An 18710-nucleotide genomic window follows, 5' to 3' on the forward strand; every position below is an offset into this window, starting at 1 on the left:
GCAGCTCGCAACCCCACTTCTTGATCACACAGGAGAGACACAATGGCGAAGCCGCCTGTGCGCAAGCCTAAGAAGAAGGTCTGCGCGTTCTGCAAGGACAAGACCGTGTACGTGGACTACAAGGACACGAACATGCTGCGGAAGTTCATTTCCGACCGCGGCAAGATCCGTGCCCGCCGCGTGACCGGCAACTGCACGCAGCACCAGCGTGACGTCGCCACGGCCGTCAAGAACAGCCGTGAGATGGCGCTGCTGCCCTACACGTCCACCGCGCGATAAGGAAAGGGTGACCGAACAATGAAGATCATCCTGACCCACGAGGTCAATGGCCTCGGTGCCGCAGGTGACGTCGTTGACGTCAAGGACGGCTACGCTCGCAACTACCTGATCCCGCGTCGCTTTGCGATCCGCTGGACCAAGGGTGGCGAGCAGGACGTGGCGCAGATTCGCCGCGCCCGCAAGATCCACGAGATCGCGACCATCGAGCAGGCCAACGAGATCAAGGCCAAGCTCGAGGGCGTGAAGGTCCGTCTGGCCACCCGCTCGGGTGACGCCGGCCGTCTCTTCGGTTCCGTCACGCAGTCCGACATCGCCACGGCGATCGAGGCTTCTGGCGGCCCGAAGGTCGACAAGCGCCGCGTCGAGCTGGGCTCGCCGATCAAGACCCTCGGTTCGTACCAGGTCTCCGTGCGTCTGCACACCGAGGTCCTCGCGAACGTGGGCGTCGAGGTCGTCGCCGCCTAAGTGCTGCGCACGAAGGGCCGCACCCCCTTGGGGGTGCGGCCCTTCGTCGTTTCCGGACATCCGCGGCGGCCGGGTGTGGCGGGCGTCGAGCGGCGCGATGTTTCACGTGAAACGAGGCGTTTCACGGCTTCACGGCTTCGTTGTTTCACGTGAAACAGGAGGAGCGCTGCCCGCCGGTGTTTCACGTGAAACACCGGCCATCGGGAGCTTCGGCGGCCGGGCGGCTCAGCGGGTGGCTCCGGCGACCAGCCAGCGGCCCGAGCGGGCGCGGAGTTGGAGCGTCACCATGCGGACCAGCATCATCAGGGCCATGGCCCACCAGAGGGCCGTCAGGCCTCCTCCGAGGGCCGGGACGAGGAGAGCTGCCGGCGCGAACACGGCGAGGGTCAGCAGCATGGCCCAGGCCAGGTAGCGGCTGTCTCCGGCGCCCATCAGGACTCCGTCCAGGACGAAGACGATGCCGGACACCGGCTGGGAGAGCGCCACGACCAGCAGCGCAGGCAGGAGGGCGGACTCGACCGCAGGGTCGCCGGTGAACAAGGGGATGAAGACCGGGCGGGCCACGGCGACCAGCAGCCCCAGGAGGATGCCCGCTGCGATCCCCCACTGGACCATCCTGCGGCAGACCGCCTTGGCTCCCTCGGTGTCCCCGGCTCCCAGGTAGCGGCCGATGATCGCCTGACCCGCGATGGCGATGGCGTCCAGGGCGAAGGCGAGCAGGCTCCAGAGGGAGAGCAGGATCTGGTGGGCGGCGACGTCGGCGTCGCCGAGTCGCGCGGCCACGGCGGTGGCGATCATCAGGACCGCGCGCAGTGACAGGGTGCGGACCAGCAGGGGTACGCCGGCCTGGGCACAGGCCCTGATTCCCGCCGGGTCGGGGCGCAGGGAGGCACCGTGCCGGCGGGCTCCGCGTACGACCACGATCAGGTAGGCGGCGGCCATGGCGCACTGGGCGATGACCGTGCCCCAGGCGGAGCCGGCAATGCCGAAACCGGCCCCGTAGACGAGGGCGACGTTCAGGACGCCGTTGAGGGTGAACCCGCCGATGGCGACGTAGAGCGGGGTCCGGGTGTCCTGGAGGCCTCGGATGACACCCGTGGCAGCGAGCACCATGAGCATCGCGGGGATGCCGAGGGCCGAGATCCGGAGGTAGGTGATCGCGTACGGGGCCACGTTGTCGGAGGCTCCGAGGAGGGAGACCAGCCAGGGGGCCGCGGGCATGACGACGGCGACGACGGCGGCGCCCAGCAGCAGCGCGAGCCAGATGCCGTCCATGCCCTGGCGGATCGCTGCCGGGAGATCGCCCGCTCCCACCCGGCGGGCGACCGCCGCAGTGGTGGCGTAGGCGAGGAAGACGAAGATGCTCACCGCGGTGGTGAGCAGTGCGGCGGCGACGCCCAGACCGGCCAGCTGCGGCGTGCCCAGGTGTCCCACGATGGCGCTGTCGGCCATCAGGAAGAGGGGTTCGGCGACGAGGGCTCCGAACGCGGGGACTGCCAAGGCGAGGATCTCGCGGTCGTGTCGTCTCGGCGCAGTCTTCGGCGCTGTGGGGGCCTGTGTCATGTGCTCAATCTAATCTTCCACAGGTAATGGACGCAAGGCTCTTTGGATCCTTACCGAAGCGCTGACTTGGGTGTTCTTCCCACCCCATTGGGGGCGATCTTGAGACAGTGGCGAAGAAATTTCTTCCCCACGCCTAGATCGGCAAGAAATTGCAGCTCAGGCGGGGTGTGGGGGGTGGTCGGGTGATTTTGTCCACAGCGTCGTCCCCCGGTCCGTACACAGCTTGGAGGCAGTTACCCACAGCATTGGCGCCGTCGTCCACATCTCATCCACACACCCTGTGGATAACAAGATTGGCTGACGTCGCTCGCGGCCCTACCGTGGTGCGTTGCCCCGACGCGCCGACAGCCGATTCGGGCACCCCGAATGTCAGAGCCGTGTCGTAGAAAGAGTGACACGGCGAGGTCCGCGCAGCGGACGGGAGGAGGCGGCCCGGTGAGCATGTCCGAGCCCATGGACGACCCCTGGGCCGACAGCGGTCCAGGTGACCGTCTGCCCGCCCGCTCACGCCGTAAGGGAGAGGGTCGCGGCCGCGGGGACGACCAGCAGGACCAGGGCCGTGAGGGAGGCTCCTGGGACGGCGGGGGCGGCGGCTTCGAGCGCGTCCCGCCGCAGGACCTCGACGCCGAGCAATCGGTGCTCGGAGGCATGCTGCTCTCGAAGGACGCCATCGCCGACGTGGTCGAGGTCATCAAGGGCCACGACTTCTACCGACCGTCCCACGAGACGATCTACCAGGCCATCCTCGACCTGTACGCGAAGGGCGAACCGGCCGACCCGATCACGGTCGGCGCGGAGCTGACCCGGCGCGGCGAGATCAGCAAGGTCGGCGGGGCCTCGTACCTGCACACTCTGGTCCAGTCCGTCCCGACGGCGGCCAACGCCGAGTACTACGCCGAGATCGTCCACGAGAGAGCCGTTCTGCGGCGCCTCGTCGCGGCCGGCACCAAGATCACGCAGATGGGATACGCGGCCGACGGCGATGTGGACGAGATCGTCAACAGCGCCCAGGCGGAGATCTACGCCGTTACCGAGCAGCGCACGTCGGAGGACTACCTGCCGCTCGGCGACATCATGGAAGGCGCCCTCGACGAGATCGAGGCGATCGGTTCGCGCAGCGGCCAGATGTCGGGAGTCCCGACCGGCTTCACCGACCTGGATTCGCTGACCAACGGCCTGCACCCCGGCCAGATGATCGTCATCGCGGCCCGACCCGCCATGGGCAAGTCGACCCTCGCGCTCGACTTCGCCCGCGCCTGTTCCATCAAGAGCAACCTGCCGAGCGTCATCTTCTCCCTCGAAATGGGCCGCAACGAGATCGCGATGCGCCTGCTCTCGGCCGAGGCGCGCGTGGCGCTGCACCACATGCGCTCGGGCACGATGACCGACGACGACTGGACGCGGCTGGCCCGCCGGATGCCGGACGTGTCCGCCGCCCCGCTGTACATCGACGACTCTCCCAACCTGTCGATGATGGAGATCCGGGCGAAGTGTCGCCGGCTCAAGCAGCGCGCCGATCTCTCGCTCGTCGTCATCGACTACCTCCAGCTCATGCAATCGGGTGGCTCGCGCCGTCCCGAGAGCCGTCAGCAGGAGGTCTCCGACATGTCCCGAAACCTCAAGCTGCTGGCCAAGGAGCTCGAGGTGCCGGTGATCGCGCTCTCCCAGCTGAACCGTGGTCCCGAGCAGCGAACGGACAAGAAGCCGATGGTCTCCGACCTGCGTGAGTCGGGCTCGATCGAGCAGGACGCGGACATGGTGATCCTGCTCCACCGCGAGGACGCGTACGAGAAGGAGTCCCCTCGCGCCGGCGAGGCGGACCTGATCGTGGCGAAGCACCGTAACGGTCCCACCGCCACCATCACCGTGGCCTTCCAGGGCCACTACTCGCGCTTCGTGGACATGGCCAACACATAATCCCGGGGGGTGTGGCGGGCTCGTCCTCGACGAGCCCCCGCCCCCTCCCTCGGCGTCCCACCGGACAGCGTGCCGCCGGTGTCACCGGTCGTCATCGATCCCCGGCCGGGCCGGCGACCGCGGGTCCGCAGCCGGCCGGCAGACCGGAGACCACCAGGGCCACGGCACCCTGTGGGGTGTCGGCATCGCCGATGACGGTCCGGCGGGACGGGGCATGGACCCTGTACCGGCCGTTGCTCAGCGGATCCACGTGCGGCACGTCCCGTGAGTACGGGATCCCGACGCACGTCGTGAAGTGCAGGGACCGGTGACTGGTGAACGGGTAGAGCCGGCGCAGCCTCGGCTCGGCGTACGCGGCCTCGGCGATCCTCAGGGTCGAACGCGCGTAGTAGAACAGGTCTTCCTTTCGCCGCAGACCTTCCAGGAGCAGGCGCCACCCGACGGCGACGGCCTCGGCGGGGCCACGTTCGTGTGCCTGTGCCAGTTCGGTGACCGTGACGAACGGGGCCGACTTGTGGATCTCCTGGAGCGTCGCGCCGCTTCGCCACCCCTCCAGGGCCAAGGCCATCTCGCCGAGGTCCGGGGTGGAGCCCGAGATCAGCCGTACTCCCCTGCACCACCCGCTGAGGATGAACTGTCGTTCCGCGGATCCGAGCGTGATCCAGCAGGTCTCCCGGCCGGCGACCTCGCTCGTGATGCCGGCGGATCGCAACGGATCCGATTCGTTCACCAGGACCGGATCCCATGCGAGCGCGAGCTCGGCGGCCACCGTCTCCAGTGCCGCGGCGAGGCCGCCGGCGGACATCAGGTCCGGATACGGATCGGGCTTCGTGGGCGACGGCTCGTGGCGGCTCGGGTCGGCAGAGTTCGAAGTCACCGCCCGAGTCTCCCGCCGATGCGGAGAGGTTCGCCGTCACTTCGGAATATCCAGAGAGGGAAATTCCAGATGGGTATGAACCGGGGCACCGACGCGCTCGCGTGCCGGGACGTGATGAGGCGCCGGGTCGGCACGCGGTGGTCAACGCCGCGGAGGACACGCGCGAACGGGGATACGGCCGCCGGCTCCGTTCAGGAGCGCGCGAAACGATGAGCGCGCAGGGCGTGTGACCTGAGAGTCTGGGGATCATGGACACCTCTGCCGAAGACCTGGAACTGCTTCCCGCCACCCGACGCGCGCTGAGGCACCGGATCGCCGTCGCCCAGCGCGACGGGCGGGCCCCGTCGGTCGTGGCGGCCGTCGCCCGGGGTGGTGAGGTGGTCTGGGAGGGGTCTCGTACGAGTGTCGAGGGCCACGGCCCCGACGGGGACGTGCAGTACCGGATCGGTTCGATCACCAAGACGTTCACCGCCGTGCTGGTGATGCGGTTGCGGGACGAGGGCCTGCTGAGTCTCGGGGATCCGGTGGAGAAGTACCTGCCGGGGACGGGTGCCGGCGAGGTGACGGTGCGGCAACTGTTGGCGCACACGGCGGGTTTGGCCGCCGAGACGCCGGGCGAGTGGTGGGAGCGCACGCCGGCCACCCTCCGCCCCGATCTCTCCGCCGTCCTGGGAGAGCGGCCCCTGCTGCACGAGCCCGGGACGCGGTTCCACTACTCGAACCCGGGCTACACGCTGCTGGGGTCACTCGTGGAGGCCGTGCGGGGGACGTCCTGGGAACAGGCGCTCCGGGCCGAGGTGTTGGAGCCGCTCGGGCTGGACCGTACGACTGCGGGACCGGAGGCTCCGCACGCGGGCGGGTGGGCGGTGCATCCGTGGGCGGACGTGATGATGCCCGAACCGTCCGAGGACCTGGGCCTGATGGCTTCGGCGGGCCAGCTCTGGTCCACGACGAGGGACTTGGCCAGGTTCGCCGCGTTCCTCGTGCGGGGCGACGAGCGGGTGCTGAGTACCGAATCTCTGCGGGAGATGCGCACATCGGCCGCCCCGACGGAGGGCGTCGCCGAGCCCGGTTACGGCTTCGGACTCCAGCTGATGGACTGCTCCGGTCGCAGGCTGGTGGGGCACGGGGGGTCGCTGCCCGGCTTCGTCGCGGGTCTGTGGCTGAGCGAGGCGGACGACGTGGCGGCGGTGGTGCTGGCCAACTGCACGTCGGGCCTGCCGGCGACGACGGTGGCCGTGGACCTGGTGACGATCGTGGCAGAGGCGGAACCCCGGTTCCCGGAGCCGTGGCGGCCCTTCCGCGAGGCCGATCCGGTGGCGTTGGACCTCTGCGGACCCTGGTACTGGGGCACCTCGGCCCAGGTGGTTCGGCTGACCGCCGACGGGATCCTGGAGTTGGCACCGGTCGGAGCGACGGGTCGTACCGCTCGCTTCCGCGCCGAGTCGGACGGGAGCTGGACGGGCCTCAACGGCTACTACGCGGGGGAGACGCTCCGGGCGGTACGCAGCACGGACGGCCGCGTGAGCCATCTCGACCTGGGCTCCTTCGTGTTCACGCGGGAACCGTACGACGCCCAGGCCCCGGTGCCCGGCGGCGTGGACCCGCGGGGTTGGCGGGGCATCGGCTGAGGCAACGGCTCCTACGCCACCAGCTCGCGTTCCAGTGGGGTGCGGAAGCGGGGGGTGATGCGCGCGGCGCCGATCCACTCCGAGAGACGGGCCGCCTCGGTGATGACCGCTTCCTCGGCCCCTCGGCCGGGATCGCCGAGCAGCCGCCAGACGATCTCGCCGTCGGGTCGCTGGGCCCAACCGCCGATGATCTCGCCGTTCCACCAGACGGTGGGGCCCACGTTGCCCGCGTAGTCGAACAGCGCGCCCCGGTGGGCGGGATCGAGGTGGAAGCCGCGGTCGGCCCAGCCCATGGCGCTCGGGTCGAGCCCGGGCAACAGAGCGGCCCAGGCCTCGGGGGCCGGTTCGGGTCCGATGTCACCGGGGCTGACGAGGGCGCCGGTGCCGTCTTCGAGGCGGACGTGGTCGGGTCCGACGACGGCCAGGGCCTTGCGCACGTCGGTGAGGGTCCAGCCGGTCCACCACTTGAGGTCGGATTCGGTGGCCGGCCCGTACGCGTACAACCAGCGGCGGGCGATCTCGGCACGCGCCTCGGCTGCCGGTACGGCCGGCCAGGGGTCGGTGTGGACCCAGCGGTACTGGCTGGAGGTCCAGGAGCCGCGCGGACGGTCGCGGCGGATCAGGCCGTCCGCGGCCAGGAGCCGGATGACGCGGGTGGCGACACCGGTCTCGGTCTCGTACTTCTTGCCCCGGCCCACGGTGATCTTCTGCCGCAGAGCGGGCACGGCGGCGGAGAGTTGGCTGCCGGTGGAGGGGCCGAGGCGATCGAGGGCGTCGAGTGCGGCCAGCTCGACGCGGGCGAGCCAGTCCGTGTCGAGGCCCTGGCCGTCCTCGTCGAGGTGCTTGAGGAAGGTACGGCGCTCCTTGGCGGCGATCCCCCGGGCCGTGGAGGCATCCACGTAGGGGGCCAGTTCGGCGGAGACGGCGAAGAGCGTGTTGCGCATGCTCAGCAGTCGTACGAGGCTCACATCCTCGTACAGCGCCTGCTCGACGGCTGCGGAACCCGCCCCGGTGAGGCGGGCGCGGGCCGACAGGAACACGGTTGCGGCGTCGGTGGCGTGCAGGGCCACGACGGCGTCCGCCGCCTCGTGTACGCGGGCGGCGCGGGCCGAGGGAGCCAGCCGGTGCCGACGGCCGAGCCTGTGGCGACGCTCGATGGTGGTCACGAGGGGGAGGCTGGGGCTCATCCTCCCGATCGTAGGCCGGACCGTCGCGGACGGCCCGGCCTTTCGGTGCGGTGCGGTTCGGGCCGTCAGAGTTGAAGCTTGAACCCGAGGTGGGACGCGGTGAACCCGAGTCGCTCGTAGAAGCGGTGGGCGTCGACCCGCGACACGTCCGAGGTCAGCTGGACCAACTGGCAGTTCTGTAGACGGGACTGCTCGATCGCCCACTCGATGAAGCGGGTTCCCAGGCCGCTGCCCCGTTCGTCGGCGTGGACGCGTACGCCTTCGATGATGGAGCGGGAGGCTCCCTTGCGGGAGAGCCCCGGGACGATGGTGAGCTGGAGCGTGCCCACGACCCGGTCCTCGCGTACGGCGACCACCAATCGCTGGTTGGGGTCGTTGTCGATGTGCTTGAGGGCCGTGAGGTACGGGGCGAGATCGTCCGGGGACTCGCGGGTCGCTCCCAGCGGGTCATCGGCCAGCATGGCGACGATGGCGGGCAGATCGGCCTCGGTGGCCGGTCGGATGGCGAGTTCGGCGGTGGTGTCGGTCATGTGTGGTGGTTCCTTCCTCAGCCCGCGGCGACGGTGAGCGGTGCCCAGCGGCGGGCCCAATCACCGGGGAGATCGGGGATGTCGCGGGTCATGACGGCGTTGAAGGCGATCGAGTCGAGTCCGCGGTCCTTCAGCCAGGCGAGGAGCTCTTCGTGGCGTACGTCGACATCGGTGCGCAGAGGGCGGTCGGTGGTGGCCGCCAGGGCCGTCACGAGGGACTGGGCCACGAGGGTGTCGCGGGCGATCAACGGGCCGATGACATGGGTCTCCATGTTGGGCCAGAGGGCCGCGTAGCCGATGAGTTCCCCGGAGCCGTCCTCGGCGACGAGCAGTCGATCCGCGAAGGCGGGCAGCCGCGTGATCATGTGCGTTCGATCGGTGCCGAACACTTCGGTGTCCAGCCCGATGATCCGTCCGATGTCCTCGGCGCCGGCGGGCCTGATCGAGGTCGTTCCGGCGCCGGGACCCCTGGTCGTCGGTGGTTCCGCCCGGAAGGGGCCCGTCAGCATCTCGGCGCGGCTCGTGGTGTCGAAACCGAGTTCCTCGTAGAGCGGTCGGCCGTAGGGGGTGGCATGGAGGGTGATCGCGACGCCTTTGAGGACGTGGTCGCAGACGTGAGTCATGAGGCGGCGGCCGACGCCTTGACGTGCGTACCGGTCGGCGACGAGGACCATTCCGATGGCGGCGAGTTCCGGTGCGGCCGGGCTGCCGCCGTATCGGGTGACCACGCAGGCCGCGGCGAGGCCGCGTCCGTCGGGGGCGTCGATGCCGTAGCCGTCCCCGGCGGCAAGGAGCAGTCCCCACTTGTGCTCCTCGCGGGGCCAGCCGCGGTCCTCGGAGAGGTCGGCGCAGCGACGGAGTTCGTCCCTGGCCAGCGCGCGGATCGGCAGGTCGGTGAGCTGTGGTGGTGTCACCGGACCAGACTGGATCATGAGCCGGTGGGGAGTCCAGAGGATTCCGGGAATCGGATCGGGTGGGGACGCGGAGCGCGGGAGCGAGCGCGAGTGAGGGGTGCCGGGCCGAGAGGAGGCGGATGTTTCACGTGAAACGGCTCGATGTTTCACGTGAAACGTGGCGCGATTACGGCGACGGCGGAGTTCGTTTCACGTGAAACAGGGTGTTTCACGTGAAACACACCGGCTAGCCTCGACGGCTATGAAACTCCTCCACCTTTTCGATCTCGACGGCACCCTGATGTACGGCTCGGCGGCGCCGGTGGAGATCTCCCGGCAGCTCGGGGTGAGCGAGGAGATCGCCGAGCTTGAGCGAGCATTCGCAGCGCGTGAGATCGGACCGCACGAGTTCTCCGTGGCGGCCCACGCGCTGTGGTCAGGATTGACGTCCGAGCACGTCAGGGCCGCCTTTGACGGTTCCCCGTGGTTGTCGGGGATCCGAGAGGTCTGGCAGGAGATCCGGGAGCGCGGGGACCACTGCGCGGTGATCTCCCTGTCGCCGTCCTTCTTCGTGGAACTGCTGCTGGAGTGGGGCGCGGACGCCGCGCACGGCTCGCTCTACCCGGAGGTTCCGTTCACCCGGCCCCTCGATGTGGCGGGGATCCTGACGCCCGAGCTGAAAGTCGATGTCGCGGACCGACTGTGCGCACGGTTCGGGGTGACCCGGAGCGACTGCGTGGCGTACGGGGATTCCTTGACCGATGCGGTGCTTTTCGAAGCGGTGCCGAGGTCCGTGGCGGTCAATGCCAGGCCGTATCTGGCGGAACGCGCCACGTACGTCTATGAGGGCCGGGACCTCCGCGAGGCTTACCAGCTTCTGGGGCCGGCACGCCCGGGGGTTCAGGCATCTTAAGGGGAAAGGGGGTTCGAAACTCGGAATTTGCCCATTCCCGCGCAGTGCTCTTGGGTGGCCGGCACGCTGTGAAGCCCGGAACCACGGATTCGAGGCCGTGGCGTGTGCAGACCTACCGAGATTCTCGAAGCGAGGCACCGCATGGACGCTCCGTCCACCAGATCGGCAAGACCGCGGACGGGCCGGATACCGTCCGGGGAAGGTGAGGTCGAGCCGTCCCCCGATGCCGTGCTCATCCGCCGGACCCTGGCGGAGATCGCGCCCGTCGCCGACCGAGTCACTTCGTACTTCTACGCCTTGGTGTTCACCGGACATCCCGAGGTGCGGGGCATGTTCCCCGTGGCGATGGACACCCAGCGCGACCGCCTGCTGAAAGCCCTGCTGACCGCCGCCGAGCACATCGACGACCCGGATGTGCTCGGCCCGTATCTGCGCCGCCTGGGCACCGGACACCGCAAGTACGGCACCATGGCGGCCCACTATCCCGCGGTCGGCGAGGCACTGTTGGGCGCGCTGGCCCGGTACGCCGAGCTGACGTGGGGGCCGGAGACCGAGGCGGCGTGGGTGCGGGCGTACACGGCGATCTCCCAGATCATGATCGACGCGGCGTCCGAGGACCAGATCAAGGCGCCGGCCTGGTGGCACGCGGAGGTGGTCTCCCACGATCTGCGCACCTCGGACATCGCGGTGTTGACCGTCAGGCCCGACCAGCCGTATCCGTTCGTTGCGGGGCAGTACACGAGCCTGGAGACCCCGTGGTGGCCACGGGTGTGGCGGCACTACTCCTTCGCCTCCGCCCCGCGCGCGGACGGCTTGCTGTCCTTCCACGTCAAGGCCGTTCCGGCGGGTTGGGTATCCAACGCCCTGGTACGGCACGCCCGGCCGGGCGACGTGCTGCGCCTGGGCCCTCCGGACGGTTCGATGGTGGTGGACCACACGACCGACAACGGGATGCTGTGCTTGGGCGGCGGCACCGGAATCGCCCCGATCAAGGCACTGATCGAGGACGTGGCCGAGCACGGGGAGCGACGCCCGATGGAGGTCTTCTTCGGTGCGCGCAGCGACCACGACCTGTACGACAAGGACACCCTGCTCGGACTGCAGCGCTCGCACCCCTGGTTGTCGGTGCGTCCCGTCATCGGCGGTGGGCTGGACGGACAGCTGCCCCAGGCGGTCGGAGAGCACGGGCCGTGGAGTTCGTACGACGCGTTCATCTCGGGTCCGCCGGCGATGATCCGCAGTGGTGTGCACGCGCTCAAGCGGATCGGGATTCCCGGGGAGCGGATCCGCTACGACGCGGTGGAGGAGCTGGCGGGCGTCGGGGGTTGAGACCGCGGGACGCCTGCCGGCTCGTCCAGGGGGTCAGCCCAGGTCGGCGGCGTGCATGGCGCGCACGCCTTCGATGTTGCCGTCGAGGTAGTGGCGCAGGGACAGCGGGACGAGATGGACGGCGGCGATGCCGACCCGGCTGAACGGCACGCGGACGATCTCGTATTCGCCTTCGGGCTCGTCGATCTCGGGGCCGTGGCGTTGGTCCGGGTCCATGGATTCGAGGTGGCAGACGAAGAAGTGCTGCACCTTCACGCCGGTGACGCCACGGTCGGCGATGTGCTCGACGGTGTCGACGAAGCAGGGGACCACATCGGTGATCTTCGCACCGAGTTCTTCGTGGACCTCGCGATGGAGGGCGTCGACGACGGTGGCGTCCGAGGACTCCACTCCACCGCCTGGGGTGATCCAGTACGGGTCGACGCCGGGCCTGGTGCGCTTGATGAGGATCAGGTCGTCACCGTCGAGCAGGATCGCGCGGGCGGTGCGTTTGACCACGGGGCGTTCGGTCATGGGAGAAGAGTGGCCCAGACTTCCGCTTCTGAAACGCGGGCCCGTGAAACGGACGGTTCCGGACAGGGCGATTCACCAGTCCGCGGCTGCGTGCAGGAGCCGGTCGTGGGCCCGTGCGAGATGGGCGAGACCCAGGCTTCCGGTGCGTACCACGAGGAACCAGGTGCGCAGGGGTGGCACGGCGGGCTCCAGCAGTGAGACGACCCGCCGGCTGTCGAGGGCGTCTTGGCACAGGTAGCGGGGCAGGACGGCGAGTCCCGCGCCGGCACGGACGCACTCCAGCACCGCTCTCAGGTCGGGGGCGATCACGGTGGCGGCGGTGTCGGGCAGGCTGTCGAACACGGCCGCCCAGTAGCGGGTGACGAGGGGCAGGCTCTCGTGCACCTCGACCACGGGGATTCCGTCAAGGGCGGCGCTCGCGCCGGCCCCTTTCTCGCGCAGCGGTTCCGGATCGACGAGTGCGGCCCAATAGGGAGCCGCGACCAGGACCTGTTCCTCGTCGCAGAGGGCGGTGGCGGTGAACAGGGAGCCGCGCGGCCGGGCGGTCGTGACGATGAGGTCGTGTTGCCCGGAGGCCAGGCCGTCGAGATTCTCCTCGGTGTCGGCGCTCAGGGCGGTGCGCAGGGTCTGGCCCTGACCGACCAGCGGTGCGAGGGCGGGGAGCACGCGCAGGCTCAGGAATTCGGGAGGCCCGGCGACGTGCAGTGTGCGTAAGGCTCCGGTGGCCTCCCGTTCGGTCTCGGCGATCCGGAGCAGCGCGTCCAGGTGCGGGGCGGCTTTGTGCGCGAGTTCGTCTCCGACGGCGGTGGGGGTGACCCCTCGGGCGCGACGGTGGAACAGGGGGCGCCCCAGTTGGCGTTCGAGGGTGCGTATCTGTGAGGTGACGGCCGGCTGGGACAGCCCGAGGAGCGTGGCGGCCCGAGTGAACGAGCCCGCTCGGTGCACGGCGACGAAGGTACGCAGCAGGGCCAGGTCCATGAGGGCCCCTCTCGGTGGGGGCCTTCAACTATAAATATGCCGATAGGCCCCTGTCGTTACCGTGATTGGACTCTGACAGAGAGTCAACTAGCCTTGTCGACGTGGTTCTTCGCACATGGAACCCGAGGCGGTCCGAGCCACCAGGGGGGAGGCTCGGACCGCTCTTGCCTTGCCCCTCAGTGGCCCTGACCGGCGGAGTCGAGGGCTCGCAGCACATCGGCGACCAGGTCCTCGGTGTCCTCGGCCCCGGCGGAGAAGCGGATGAACCCCTCCGGCACGGCGTCGCCGCCCCACCGTCCACGCCGCTCGGCGGTGGACCGTACTCCCCCGAAACTCGTGGCGTCCTCGACCAGTCGCAGGGCGGACATGAACCGTTCCGCCCGTTCGCGGTCCGCCAGGGTGAAGGAGACCACCGACCCGAAGCCCTGCATGTGACGGGCCGCCGTCTTGTGCGACGGGTCCGAGGAGAGGCCCGGGTAGCGCAGTCCGCTGACGTCGCCGCGGTCGACGAGGGCCTCGGCGACGGCCAGGGCGTTGGCCCACTGACGCTGGGCGCGCAGCTGGATGGTGGCGAGGGACCTGTGGGCGAGCCAGGCCTCCATGGGGCCGGGGATGGCACCGACGACCTTGCGCCAGCGTCGGACGGCCGCCGCGAGATCGGGGTCGAGGCACACCACGTAGCCCAGGAGGAGATCGCCGTGGCCGGTGAGTCCCTTGGTGCCGCTGGCGACGGAGAAGTCCGCGCCGAGTTCCAGGGGGCGCTGCCCCAGCGGCGTGGCGAGGGTGTTGTCGACGGCGACCAGGGTTCCGCCGGCGTGCGCGGCGGCCACGAGGCGCGGTACGTCGCACACGTCGAGCCCCGGGTTGGAGGGGGTCTCGATCCACAGGAGCCGGGCCTCGTCGAGCTCGGCCAGCTGGGCCTCGTTCGCGGTCGGGGCGGTGCGGACGTGGATTCCGTACGCCTCCAACTGCTCGCGGAGCAGCGGCAGGGCCTGGTAGCCGTCGTCGGGAAGGACGACGGTGTCGCCGGTACGGGCCTGGGAGAGCAGGACGGCGGAGATCGCGGCCATGCCGGACGCGAAGACGATCGTCTCGACACCGCTTCGGCCGGGCGCCTCCAGTTCCCCGATGGCCTTCTCCAACAGGGTCCAGGTGGGGTTGGTGTCGCGGCCGTAGGTGTAGGGGCCTTCGACGTCGCCGGGCAGGTGGAAGTGCGCGGCGAAGACCGGCCCGGGCAGGGTCGGCTCGTTCTTGACCGGTTCGGGCAGGCCGGCGCGGACGGCCCGGGTGCCGTCGCCGTATCCGTCGGTCCCGGGGGTGTGCGGGTCGTTCACGGGGTGGGCTCCTTTGCCGCCGTGCGTACGGCGTTCAGCATGCCGGGCCTCGCGGCCTCGACCGATTCCAGGCCGTCCGACTCAGTTCTTGTCGGGAAGGGCCAGGTTCACGGCCCAGGAGACGATGGAGATGATCAGACCACCCACGAGGGCGGTCCAGAATCCGTCGACGTGGAAGCTGAGGTCGAACTGCTTGGCAAGCCAGGAGGTGAGCAGCAACATCAAGGCGTTCACGACGAGGGTGAAGAGGCCGAGGGTGAGGACGAACAAGGGAAGTGAGAGCAGCTTCACCACGGGCTTGACGATGAAGTTGACCAGGCCGAAGACCAGGGCGACCAGGATGAGGGTGAGGGCGCGCCGGCCGGTGCTGCTGCCGTCGTCGAGCGTGATGCCGGCCAGCAACCAGATGGCGACGGCCAGAGCCGCCGCGTTCGCGAGCGTCTTGATTACGAAATTCGTCATGTGCCCGATCGTTGCAGAGAAGATCCTGGCGGGACATCGGCAGATCAGCGGATCCCGCGGCACCACGGAGCAAGGGGTAGAAGAACGATGAAGGTCTTCCGGCTGGACGAACTCGAATCGGAGCGGGCCGCCAACGAAGGTGCCTACCTCCAGTTCCTGCGGGAGCGGAACATGTCGGTCGGGTTGTACGCACTCGACGCGGGGCAGAGCGACCCGCAGCAGCCGCACCGGCAGGACGAGGTGTACTACGTGGTGAGCGGCCGGGCCGCGATCACGGTCGGGGAGGAGACGGAGACGGTGGCCAACGGCAGCATCGTCTACGTGCCGGCCGGAGTGCCGCACAAGTTCCACCACATCACCGAGCCGCTCAAGGTGTTGGTGGTGTTCTCCCCGCCGGAGGGCTGAAGGCCGAGGGTCGGGCCCCTGATCCCCCTAGGGGTCGGATCAGGGGGTTCCGGGGGCTCGCGGGGCCCCGCTCGAAGCCGTGGCCTCCTAGCATCGAGAGCAGGAAGTCACGGACGAGGAAGAGGTAGGGGACATGGACGGGATCCGAGCGATGTTCGAGGGCATGCCGTGGTGGGTCAAGTGGATCGCCGTTCCACTGCTGGCTCTGGTCGTCTTCGGCGGTGTGATCACCACCGTGCTCGGCACGCTGATCGCGCTCGTCTTCAAGCTGCTGCTCTTCGTCGCCCTGGTCGGCGGCCTGATCTTCGTGGTCAAGAAGTTCTCCGGCGGGGGCTCGAAGTCCTCCTCCCGCGACTGGTAGGACAACCCTCCCGACCGTCACCGGGATTGAGCCAGCAGAGGGAACGTGACGCGTGAAACCGTCCATACCCCAGGAATCGGCGGATAGAGTGGCAATCTGTGCCGTTCCCGGGGCACCGAAAAAGCCGGTACTGCCGCTCTGACCCGCGGCTATGACGCATAGCCGACACGTGTGACCCCCAGGATCACGGCATGTGCGGGGGTGGCCCCCGCAGAGTGGGCCCCTCAAGGCCCGCGCCATGCCTGGGGGTGAGCTTTGTCTTCGGTTCACAATTCCGCTGTGCCGACTCTGATCGGTTCGGTGCAGCGGGCGCTGAGACTGCTCGAAGCCGTGGCCTCCCACAGCGAGGGAGCGCCGGCGAAACAACTGGCGCGCGAGGCTGGGCTCCCGCTTCCCACCGCGTATCACCTGCTGCGCACCCTGAGCCACGAGGGCTATTTGCGCCGCGAGGGCGGAGTCTTCGTGCTCGGTGACGCCGCAGGACGGCTGGCCGTTGGGGGACTTCAGCAGAAACGTCGCAGCATGATCCTCGATTCGCTCGCCCACTTCCGCGACGCCGTGGGGGCGCCCGTCTACTTCGCGGTTTTCCGCGAGGGTGAGATCGAGGTCGTGGGTGTCTCGGACACCCAGTCCAGCCCGGCGTGCGAGGAGTGGGCGGACTTCCGGGAGACCGGCCACGCTCACGCCATCGGCCAGTGTCTGTTGGGCCAGCTCGACGACAAGACGCGCAAGGACTACTACGAGCGGCACCCGGTCGAGGCCATCACCCCGTACACGGTGCGGGACATGCACTCCCTGGAGCAGCGCATCGAATCCCAGGGGAGGATGCAGCCCGTCGTCGAGCGGCAGGAGTACTCCCTGGGCACGGTGTGCGCGGCCATCCCGATCACGGCGGGAGACACGGCCGCGACCATGGCCATTTCTCTCCCCCTGCACAGAGAAGGCGAGTTGCTCTATGTAGTCAATCGACTACGGAGTGAAGTAGGCGCGCTGTTGAGCACCCTGTCCTTCTCTATCAGTATCTGAAAACTCACTCCTTGTGATCTGCAAGCACTTCCACCACTCTTGTCAAGAGGCCTAGAGGGACCATTCCTGGCCACTTCCACGACAGCGGGGTAGGCAATGCGCGAGTCCGTACAGGCAGAGGTCATGATGAACTTCCTCGTCTCCGAGGAGCTTTCGTTCCGGATCCCGGTGGAACTCCGCTACGACGCTCACGACCCCTACGCGGTGCGCCTGACCTTCCACCTCCCCGGAGACGCGCCTGTGACCTGGGCGTTCGGCCGAGAACTGCTCCTCGACGGCATCAACAAGTCCTGTGGGGAAGGTGATGTGCACATCGCCCCCACCGAGCCGGAAGAGCTCTCGGATGTGCACATCCGTCTGCAGGTCGGGGGAGACAGGGCGCTGTTCCGTGCCGGTGCGGCGCCGCTCGTCGCGTTCCTCGACCGGACCGACAGGCTTGTTCCGCTCGGTCAGGAGCGCACTCTGAGTGACTTCGAGGAGAACCTCGACGAGGCACTCGGCAAGATCCTGGACGAATCCCAGCAGAACGAGCGGAACGCGGGCTGAGCCACTGCCCCGTTCGTCGCGCTCACCGTCCGCCGATGTCCCCGTCCGGTCCCATCGAAGTTCAGCGCTTGCGCCGCCGGCCCCGGCCACCGCGTACCGGCCCCGCGGCCGGCGTGGTGTCCGGAGCGCCCGGGCGGTCGGCGGAGACCACCAACGCGGCCAGTGCCGTGGTGACCGGTACCGAGGCCACGAGCCCGATCGATCCCACGAGGGTCCGCACGATCTCCTCAGCGACCAGTTCGCTGTTGGCGACCGAGCCCACGCTGCTGTTCGCGATCGAGAACAGCAGGAGCAGGGGCAGCGCGGCGCCCGCGTACGCCAGCACCAGCGTGTTCACCACGGACGCGATGTGGTCGCGGCCGATCCGGATGCCGGCCCGGTACAGGGCGCGCGGGCCCATCTTCGGGTCGGCCTGGTGAAGTTCCCAGACGGCTGAGGTCTGGGTGACCGTCACGTCGTCCAGCACGCCCAGGGAACCGATGATCACGCCTGCGAGCAACAGGCCGCTCATGTCGATCTCCGGGTAGAGACCGTGGATCAGGCCGGTGTTGTCGTCGGTGTTCCCGCTCAGGAACGCCCAGCCGATGAACCAGGATCCCAACAGGCCGATCAGCAGCAGCGAGACGAGCGTGCCGAGCACGGCGACCGAGGTGCGCGCGGTCAGCCCGTGGCACATGTAGAGGGCGATCAGCATGATCGCGCTGGCCCCGATGACCGCGACGAGCAGCGGGTTGGACCCCTGGAGGATCGCCGGGAGGATGAAGAGGGTCAGGACGGAGAAGCTGACGGCGAGCGCGATCAGGGCGAAAAGCCCGCGCATTCGCCCGACGATGACGACCGCGACGGCGAAGATCCCGGCGAGCAGCGCCATGGGGAACTTCCGATTGACGTCGATCACGGAGTACTGGAGGTCCCGGGGCGCGTCGGGGGCGTAGGCGACCACCACCTCCTGGCCGTTCGCCAACTGGCGGGGGGCGCCGGGTTGGACGATCTCGAAGAAGGTCCGGCCCTTGTCGGAGCCGCTGGTGACCTCGATGGTGGCCTTCTTGCACTCGCCGGTCTGCGCGGCTTGGGCCTCACGGCCCTCGGGGGTCGAGGTGTCGCCCGTGGGGGGCACCTGAGAGGCGTTCACCGACTTGCAGTCGACTTGGGCCAGGGTGACGACCTTCCCTTGCTGGGTCTGGCGGTCGAACCCGACTCCGGTGCGCTCGTGGGCGGGGGCGCCCCCCGGCCAGAGGACCACCATGCCGATGAAGACCGCGGTGGCGAAGGGGATCAGTACGGCCGCGATGACCTTGCGCAGGTGCTTGGAAACGGGAGCAGCCGGGCCGTGGCTGTGGCTGTGGGAATGGCCGTGGGAGGGGCTTGGCACATGGTCGAGCGGGGCGTGTTCGTGGCCGGCGTGACCGGTGTGCTCTGTGGGCTCGGTGGGGGGCTGCGGCGAGGTCGTCACCGGCCGATCATCGCAAGAGATGAGGGGGCCCACTGTTCAGCACGCCAC

The 18710-nt window shown here is 69.0% G+C and carries 20 protein-coding genes; 10 read left to right on the forward strand and 10 right to left on the reverse strand.

Annotated elements, in window-relative coordinates:
- Nucleotides 1-42 precede the first annotated feature (42 nt).
- Nucleotides 43-279 (forward strand): 30S ribosomal protein S18, encoded by a 237-nt coding sequence (gene rpsR, locus ACQEVM_RS01605; protein WP_003956534.1) that lies wholly within the window; start codon nt 43-45, stop codon nt 277-279.
- An 18-nt stretch (nt 280-297) separates the two neighbouring features.
- Entirely contained in the window at nt 298-744 is a 447-nt protein-coding gene (gene rplI, locus ACQEVM_RS01610; protein WP_053683975.1) for a 50S ribosomal protein L9, read from the forward strand.
- Nucleotides 745-969: 225 nt separating this feature from the next.
- On the opposite strand, the gene ACQEVM_RS01615 is transcribed toward rplI, so the two are convergent.
- Nucleotides 970-2307 carry an MATE family efflux transporter gene (locus ACQEVM_RS01615; RefSeq protein ID WP_433073815.1) on the reverse strand — a complete coding sequence of 446 codons (1338 nt, stop codon included), beginning with the start codon at nt 2305-2307 and terminating at the stop codon, nt 970-972.
- Nucleotides 2308-2742: 435 nt separating this feature from the next.
- On the opposite strand from ACQEVM_RS01615, the gene dnaB reads away from it, so the two are divergent.
- Complete coding sequence (gene dnaB, locus ACQEVM_RS01620) at nt 2743-4224, forward strand: replicative DNA helicase (protein ID WP_053683979.1); 1482 nt, start codon at nt 2743-2745, stop codon at nt 4222-4224.
- Between the two features lie 91 nt (nt 4225-4315).
- On the opposite strand, the gene ACQEVM_RS01625 is transcribed toward dnaB, so the two are convergent.
- Complete coding sequence (locus tag ACQEVM_RS01625; protein WP_433073819.1) at nt 4316-5101, reverse strand: DUF6193 family natural product biosynthesis protein; 786 nt, start codon at nt 5099-5101, stop codon at nt 4316-4318.
- A 248-nt stretch (nt 5102-5349) separates the two neighbouring features.
- Here ACQEVM_RS01625 and ACQEVM_RS01630 point away from each other — a divergent pair, with 248 nt between their 5' ends.
- Complete coding sequence (locus ACQEVM_RS01630; protein ID WP_433073822.1) at nt 5350-6732, forward strand: serine hydrolase domain-containing protein; 1383 nt, start codon at nt 5350-5352, stop codon at nt 6730-6732.
- Between the two features lie 11 nt (nt 6733-6743).
- On the opposite strand, the gene ACQEVM_RS01635 is transcribed toward ACQEVM_RS01630, so the two are convergent.
- The 3 genes from ACQEVM_RS01635 to ACQEVM_RS01645 form a co-directional block, all read right to left on the reverse strand.
- Nucleotides 6744-7919 (reverse strand): winged helix DNA-binding domain-containing protein, encoded by a 1176-nt coding sequence (locus ACQEVM_RS01635; protein ID WP_433073825.1) that lies wholly within the window; start codon nt 7917-7919, stop codon nt 6744-6746.
- Between the two features lie 65 nt (nt 7920-7984).
- Nucleotides 7985-8449, reverse strand: coding sequence for an N-acetyltransferase family protein (locus ACQEVM_RS01640; protein ID WP_433073828.1), 465 nt, complete (start codon nt 8447-8449; stop codon nt 7985-7987).
- Nucleotides 8450-8466: 17 nt separating this feature from the next.
- Nucleotides 8467-9363 carry a GNAT family N-acetyltransferase gene (locus ACQEVM_RS01645; protein ID WP_433073831.1) on the reverse strand — a complete coding sequence of 299 codons (897 nt, stop codon included), beginning with the start codon at nt 9361-9363 and terminating at the stop codon, nt 8467-8469.
- Between the two features lie 241 nt (nt 9364-9604).
- Between ACQEVM_RS01645 and ACQEVM_RS01650 the strand changes: the two genes are divergently transcribed.
- On the forward strand, nt 9605-10255 hold the full coding sequence (locus ACQEVM_RS01650; RefSeq protein ID WP_053683990.1) for an HAD family hydrolase: 651 nt from the start codon (nt 9605-9607) through the stop codon (nt 10253-10255).
- A gap of 141 nt (nt 10256-10396) precedes the next feature.
- Nucleotides 10397-11584 carry a globin domain-containing protein gene (locus ACQEVM_RS01655; protein ID WP_433073834.1) on the forward strand — a complete coding sequence of 396 codons (1188 nt, stop codon included), beginning with the start codon at nt 10397-10399 and terminating at the stop codon, nt 11582-11584.
- Nucleotides 11585-11617: 33 nt separating this feature from the next.
- Here the strand turns inward: ACQEVM_RS01655 and ACQEVM_RS01660 are convergent, their stop codons facing one another.
- The 4 genes from ACQEVM_RS01660 to ACQEVM_RS01675 form a co-directional block, all read right to left on the reverse strand.
- Nucleotides 11618-12097: an NUDIX domain-containing protein gene (locus ACQEVM_RS01660; RefSeq protein WP_433073837.1), complete on the reverse strand. Its 480-nt coding sequence runs from the start codon at nt 12095-12097 to the stop codon at nt 11618-11620.
- Between the two features lie 72 nt (nt 12098-12169).
- A complete protein-coding gene (locus tag ACQEVM_RS01665) occupies nt 12170-13075 on the reverse strand; it encodes a LysR family transcriptional regulator (RefSeq protein ID WP_433073840.1) in 906 nt (301 codons plus the stop codon).
- 176 nt (nt 13076-13251) lie between these two features.
- Complete coding sequence (locus ACQEVM_RS01670; RefSeq protein WP_433073843.1) at nt 13252-14409, reverse strand: cystathionine gamma-lyase; 1158 nt, start codon at nt 14407-14409, stop codon at nt 13252-13254.
- Nucleotides 14410-14490: 81 nt separating this feature from the next.
- Nucleotides 14491-14871, reverse strand: a complete 381-nt coding sequence (locus ACQEVM_RS01675; RefSeq protein ID WP_433073846.1) for a phage holin family protein — start codon at nt 14869-14871, stop codon at nt 14491-14493.
- A gap of 87 nt (nt 14872-14958) precedes the next feature.
- Between ACQEVM_RS01675 and ACQEVM_RS01680 the strand changes: the two genes are divergently transcribed.
- The 4 genes from ACQEVM_RS01680 to ACQEVM_RS01695 all read left to right on the forward strand — a co-directional run bounded on the left by ACQEVM_RS01680 (nt 14959) and on the right by ACQEVM_RS01695 (nt 17209).
- Nucleotides 14959-15276, forward strand: coding sequence for a cupin domain-containing protein (locus tag ACQEVM_RS01680; RefSeq protein WP_433073849.1), 318 nt, complete (start codon nt 14959-14961; stop codon nt 15274-15276).
- Between the two features lie 133 nt (nt 15277-15409).
- On the forward strand, nt 15410-15637 hold the full coding sequence (locus tag ACQEVM_RS01685; protein WP_433073852.1) for a DUF5326 family protein: 228 nt from the start codon (nt 15410-15412) through the stop codon (nt 15635-15637).
- A gap of 288 nt (nt 15638-15925) precedes the next feature.
- Nucleotides 15926-16663: an IclR family transcriptional regulator gene (locus ACQEVM_RS01690; protein WP_433079755.1), complete on the forward strand. Its 738-nt coding sequence runs from the start codon at nt 15926-15928 to the stop codon at nt 16661-16663.
- A 96-nt stretch (nt 16664-16759) separates the two neighbouring features.
- Entirely contained in the window at nt 16760-17209 is a 450-nt protein-coding gene (locus ACQEVM_RS01695) for an SsgA family sporulation/cell division regulator (RefSeq protein ID WP_351749853.1), read from the forward strand.
- Between the two features lie 61 nt (nt 17210-17270).
- On the opposite strand, the gene ACQEVM_RS01700 is transcribed toward ACQEVM_RS01695, so the two are convergent.
- Nucleotides 17271-18662, reverse strand: coding sequence for a YibE/F family protein (locus ACQEVM_RS01700; RefSeq protein ID WP_433073855.1), 1392 nt, complete (start codon nt 18660-18662; stop codon nt 17271-17273).
- Between the last annotated feature and the right edge of the window lie 48 nt (nt 18663-18710).

This window comes from Streptomyces sp. CA-243310 (assembly GCF_050936775.1).
Classification (GTDB): domain Bacteria; phylum Actinomycetota; class Actinomycetes; order Streptomycetales; family Streptomycetaceae; genus Streptomyces.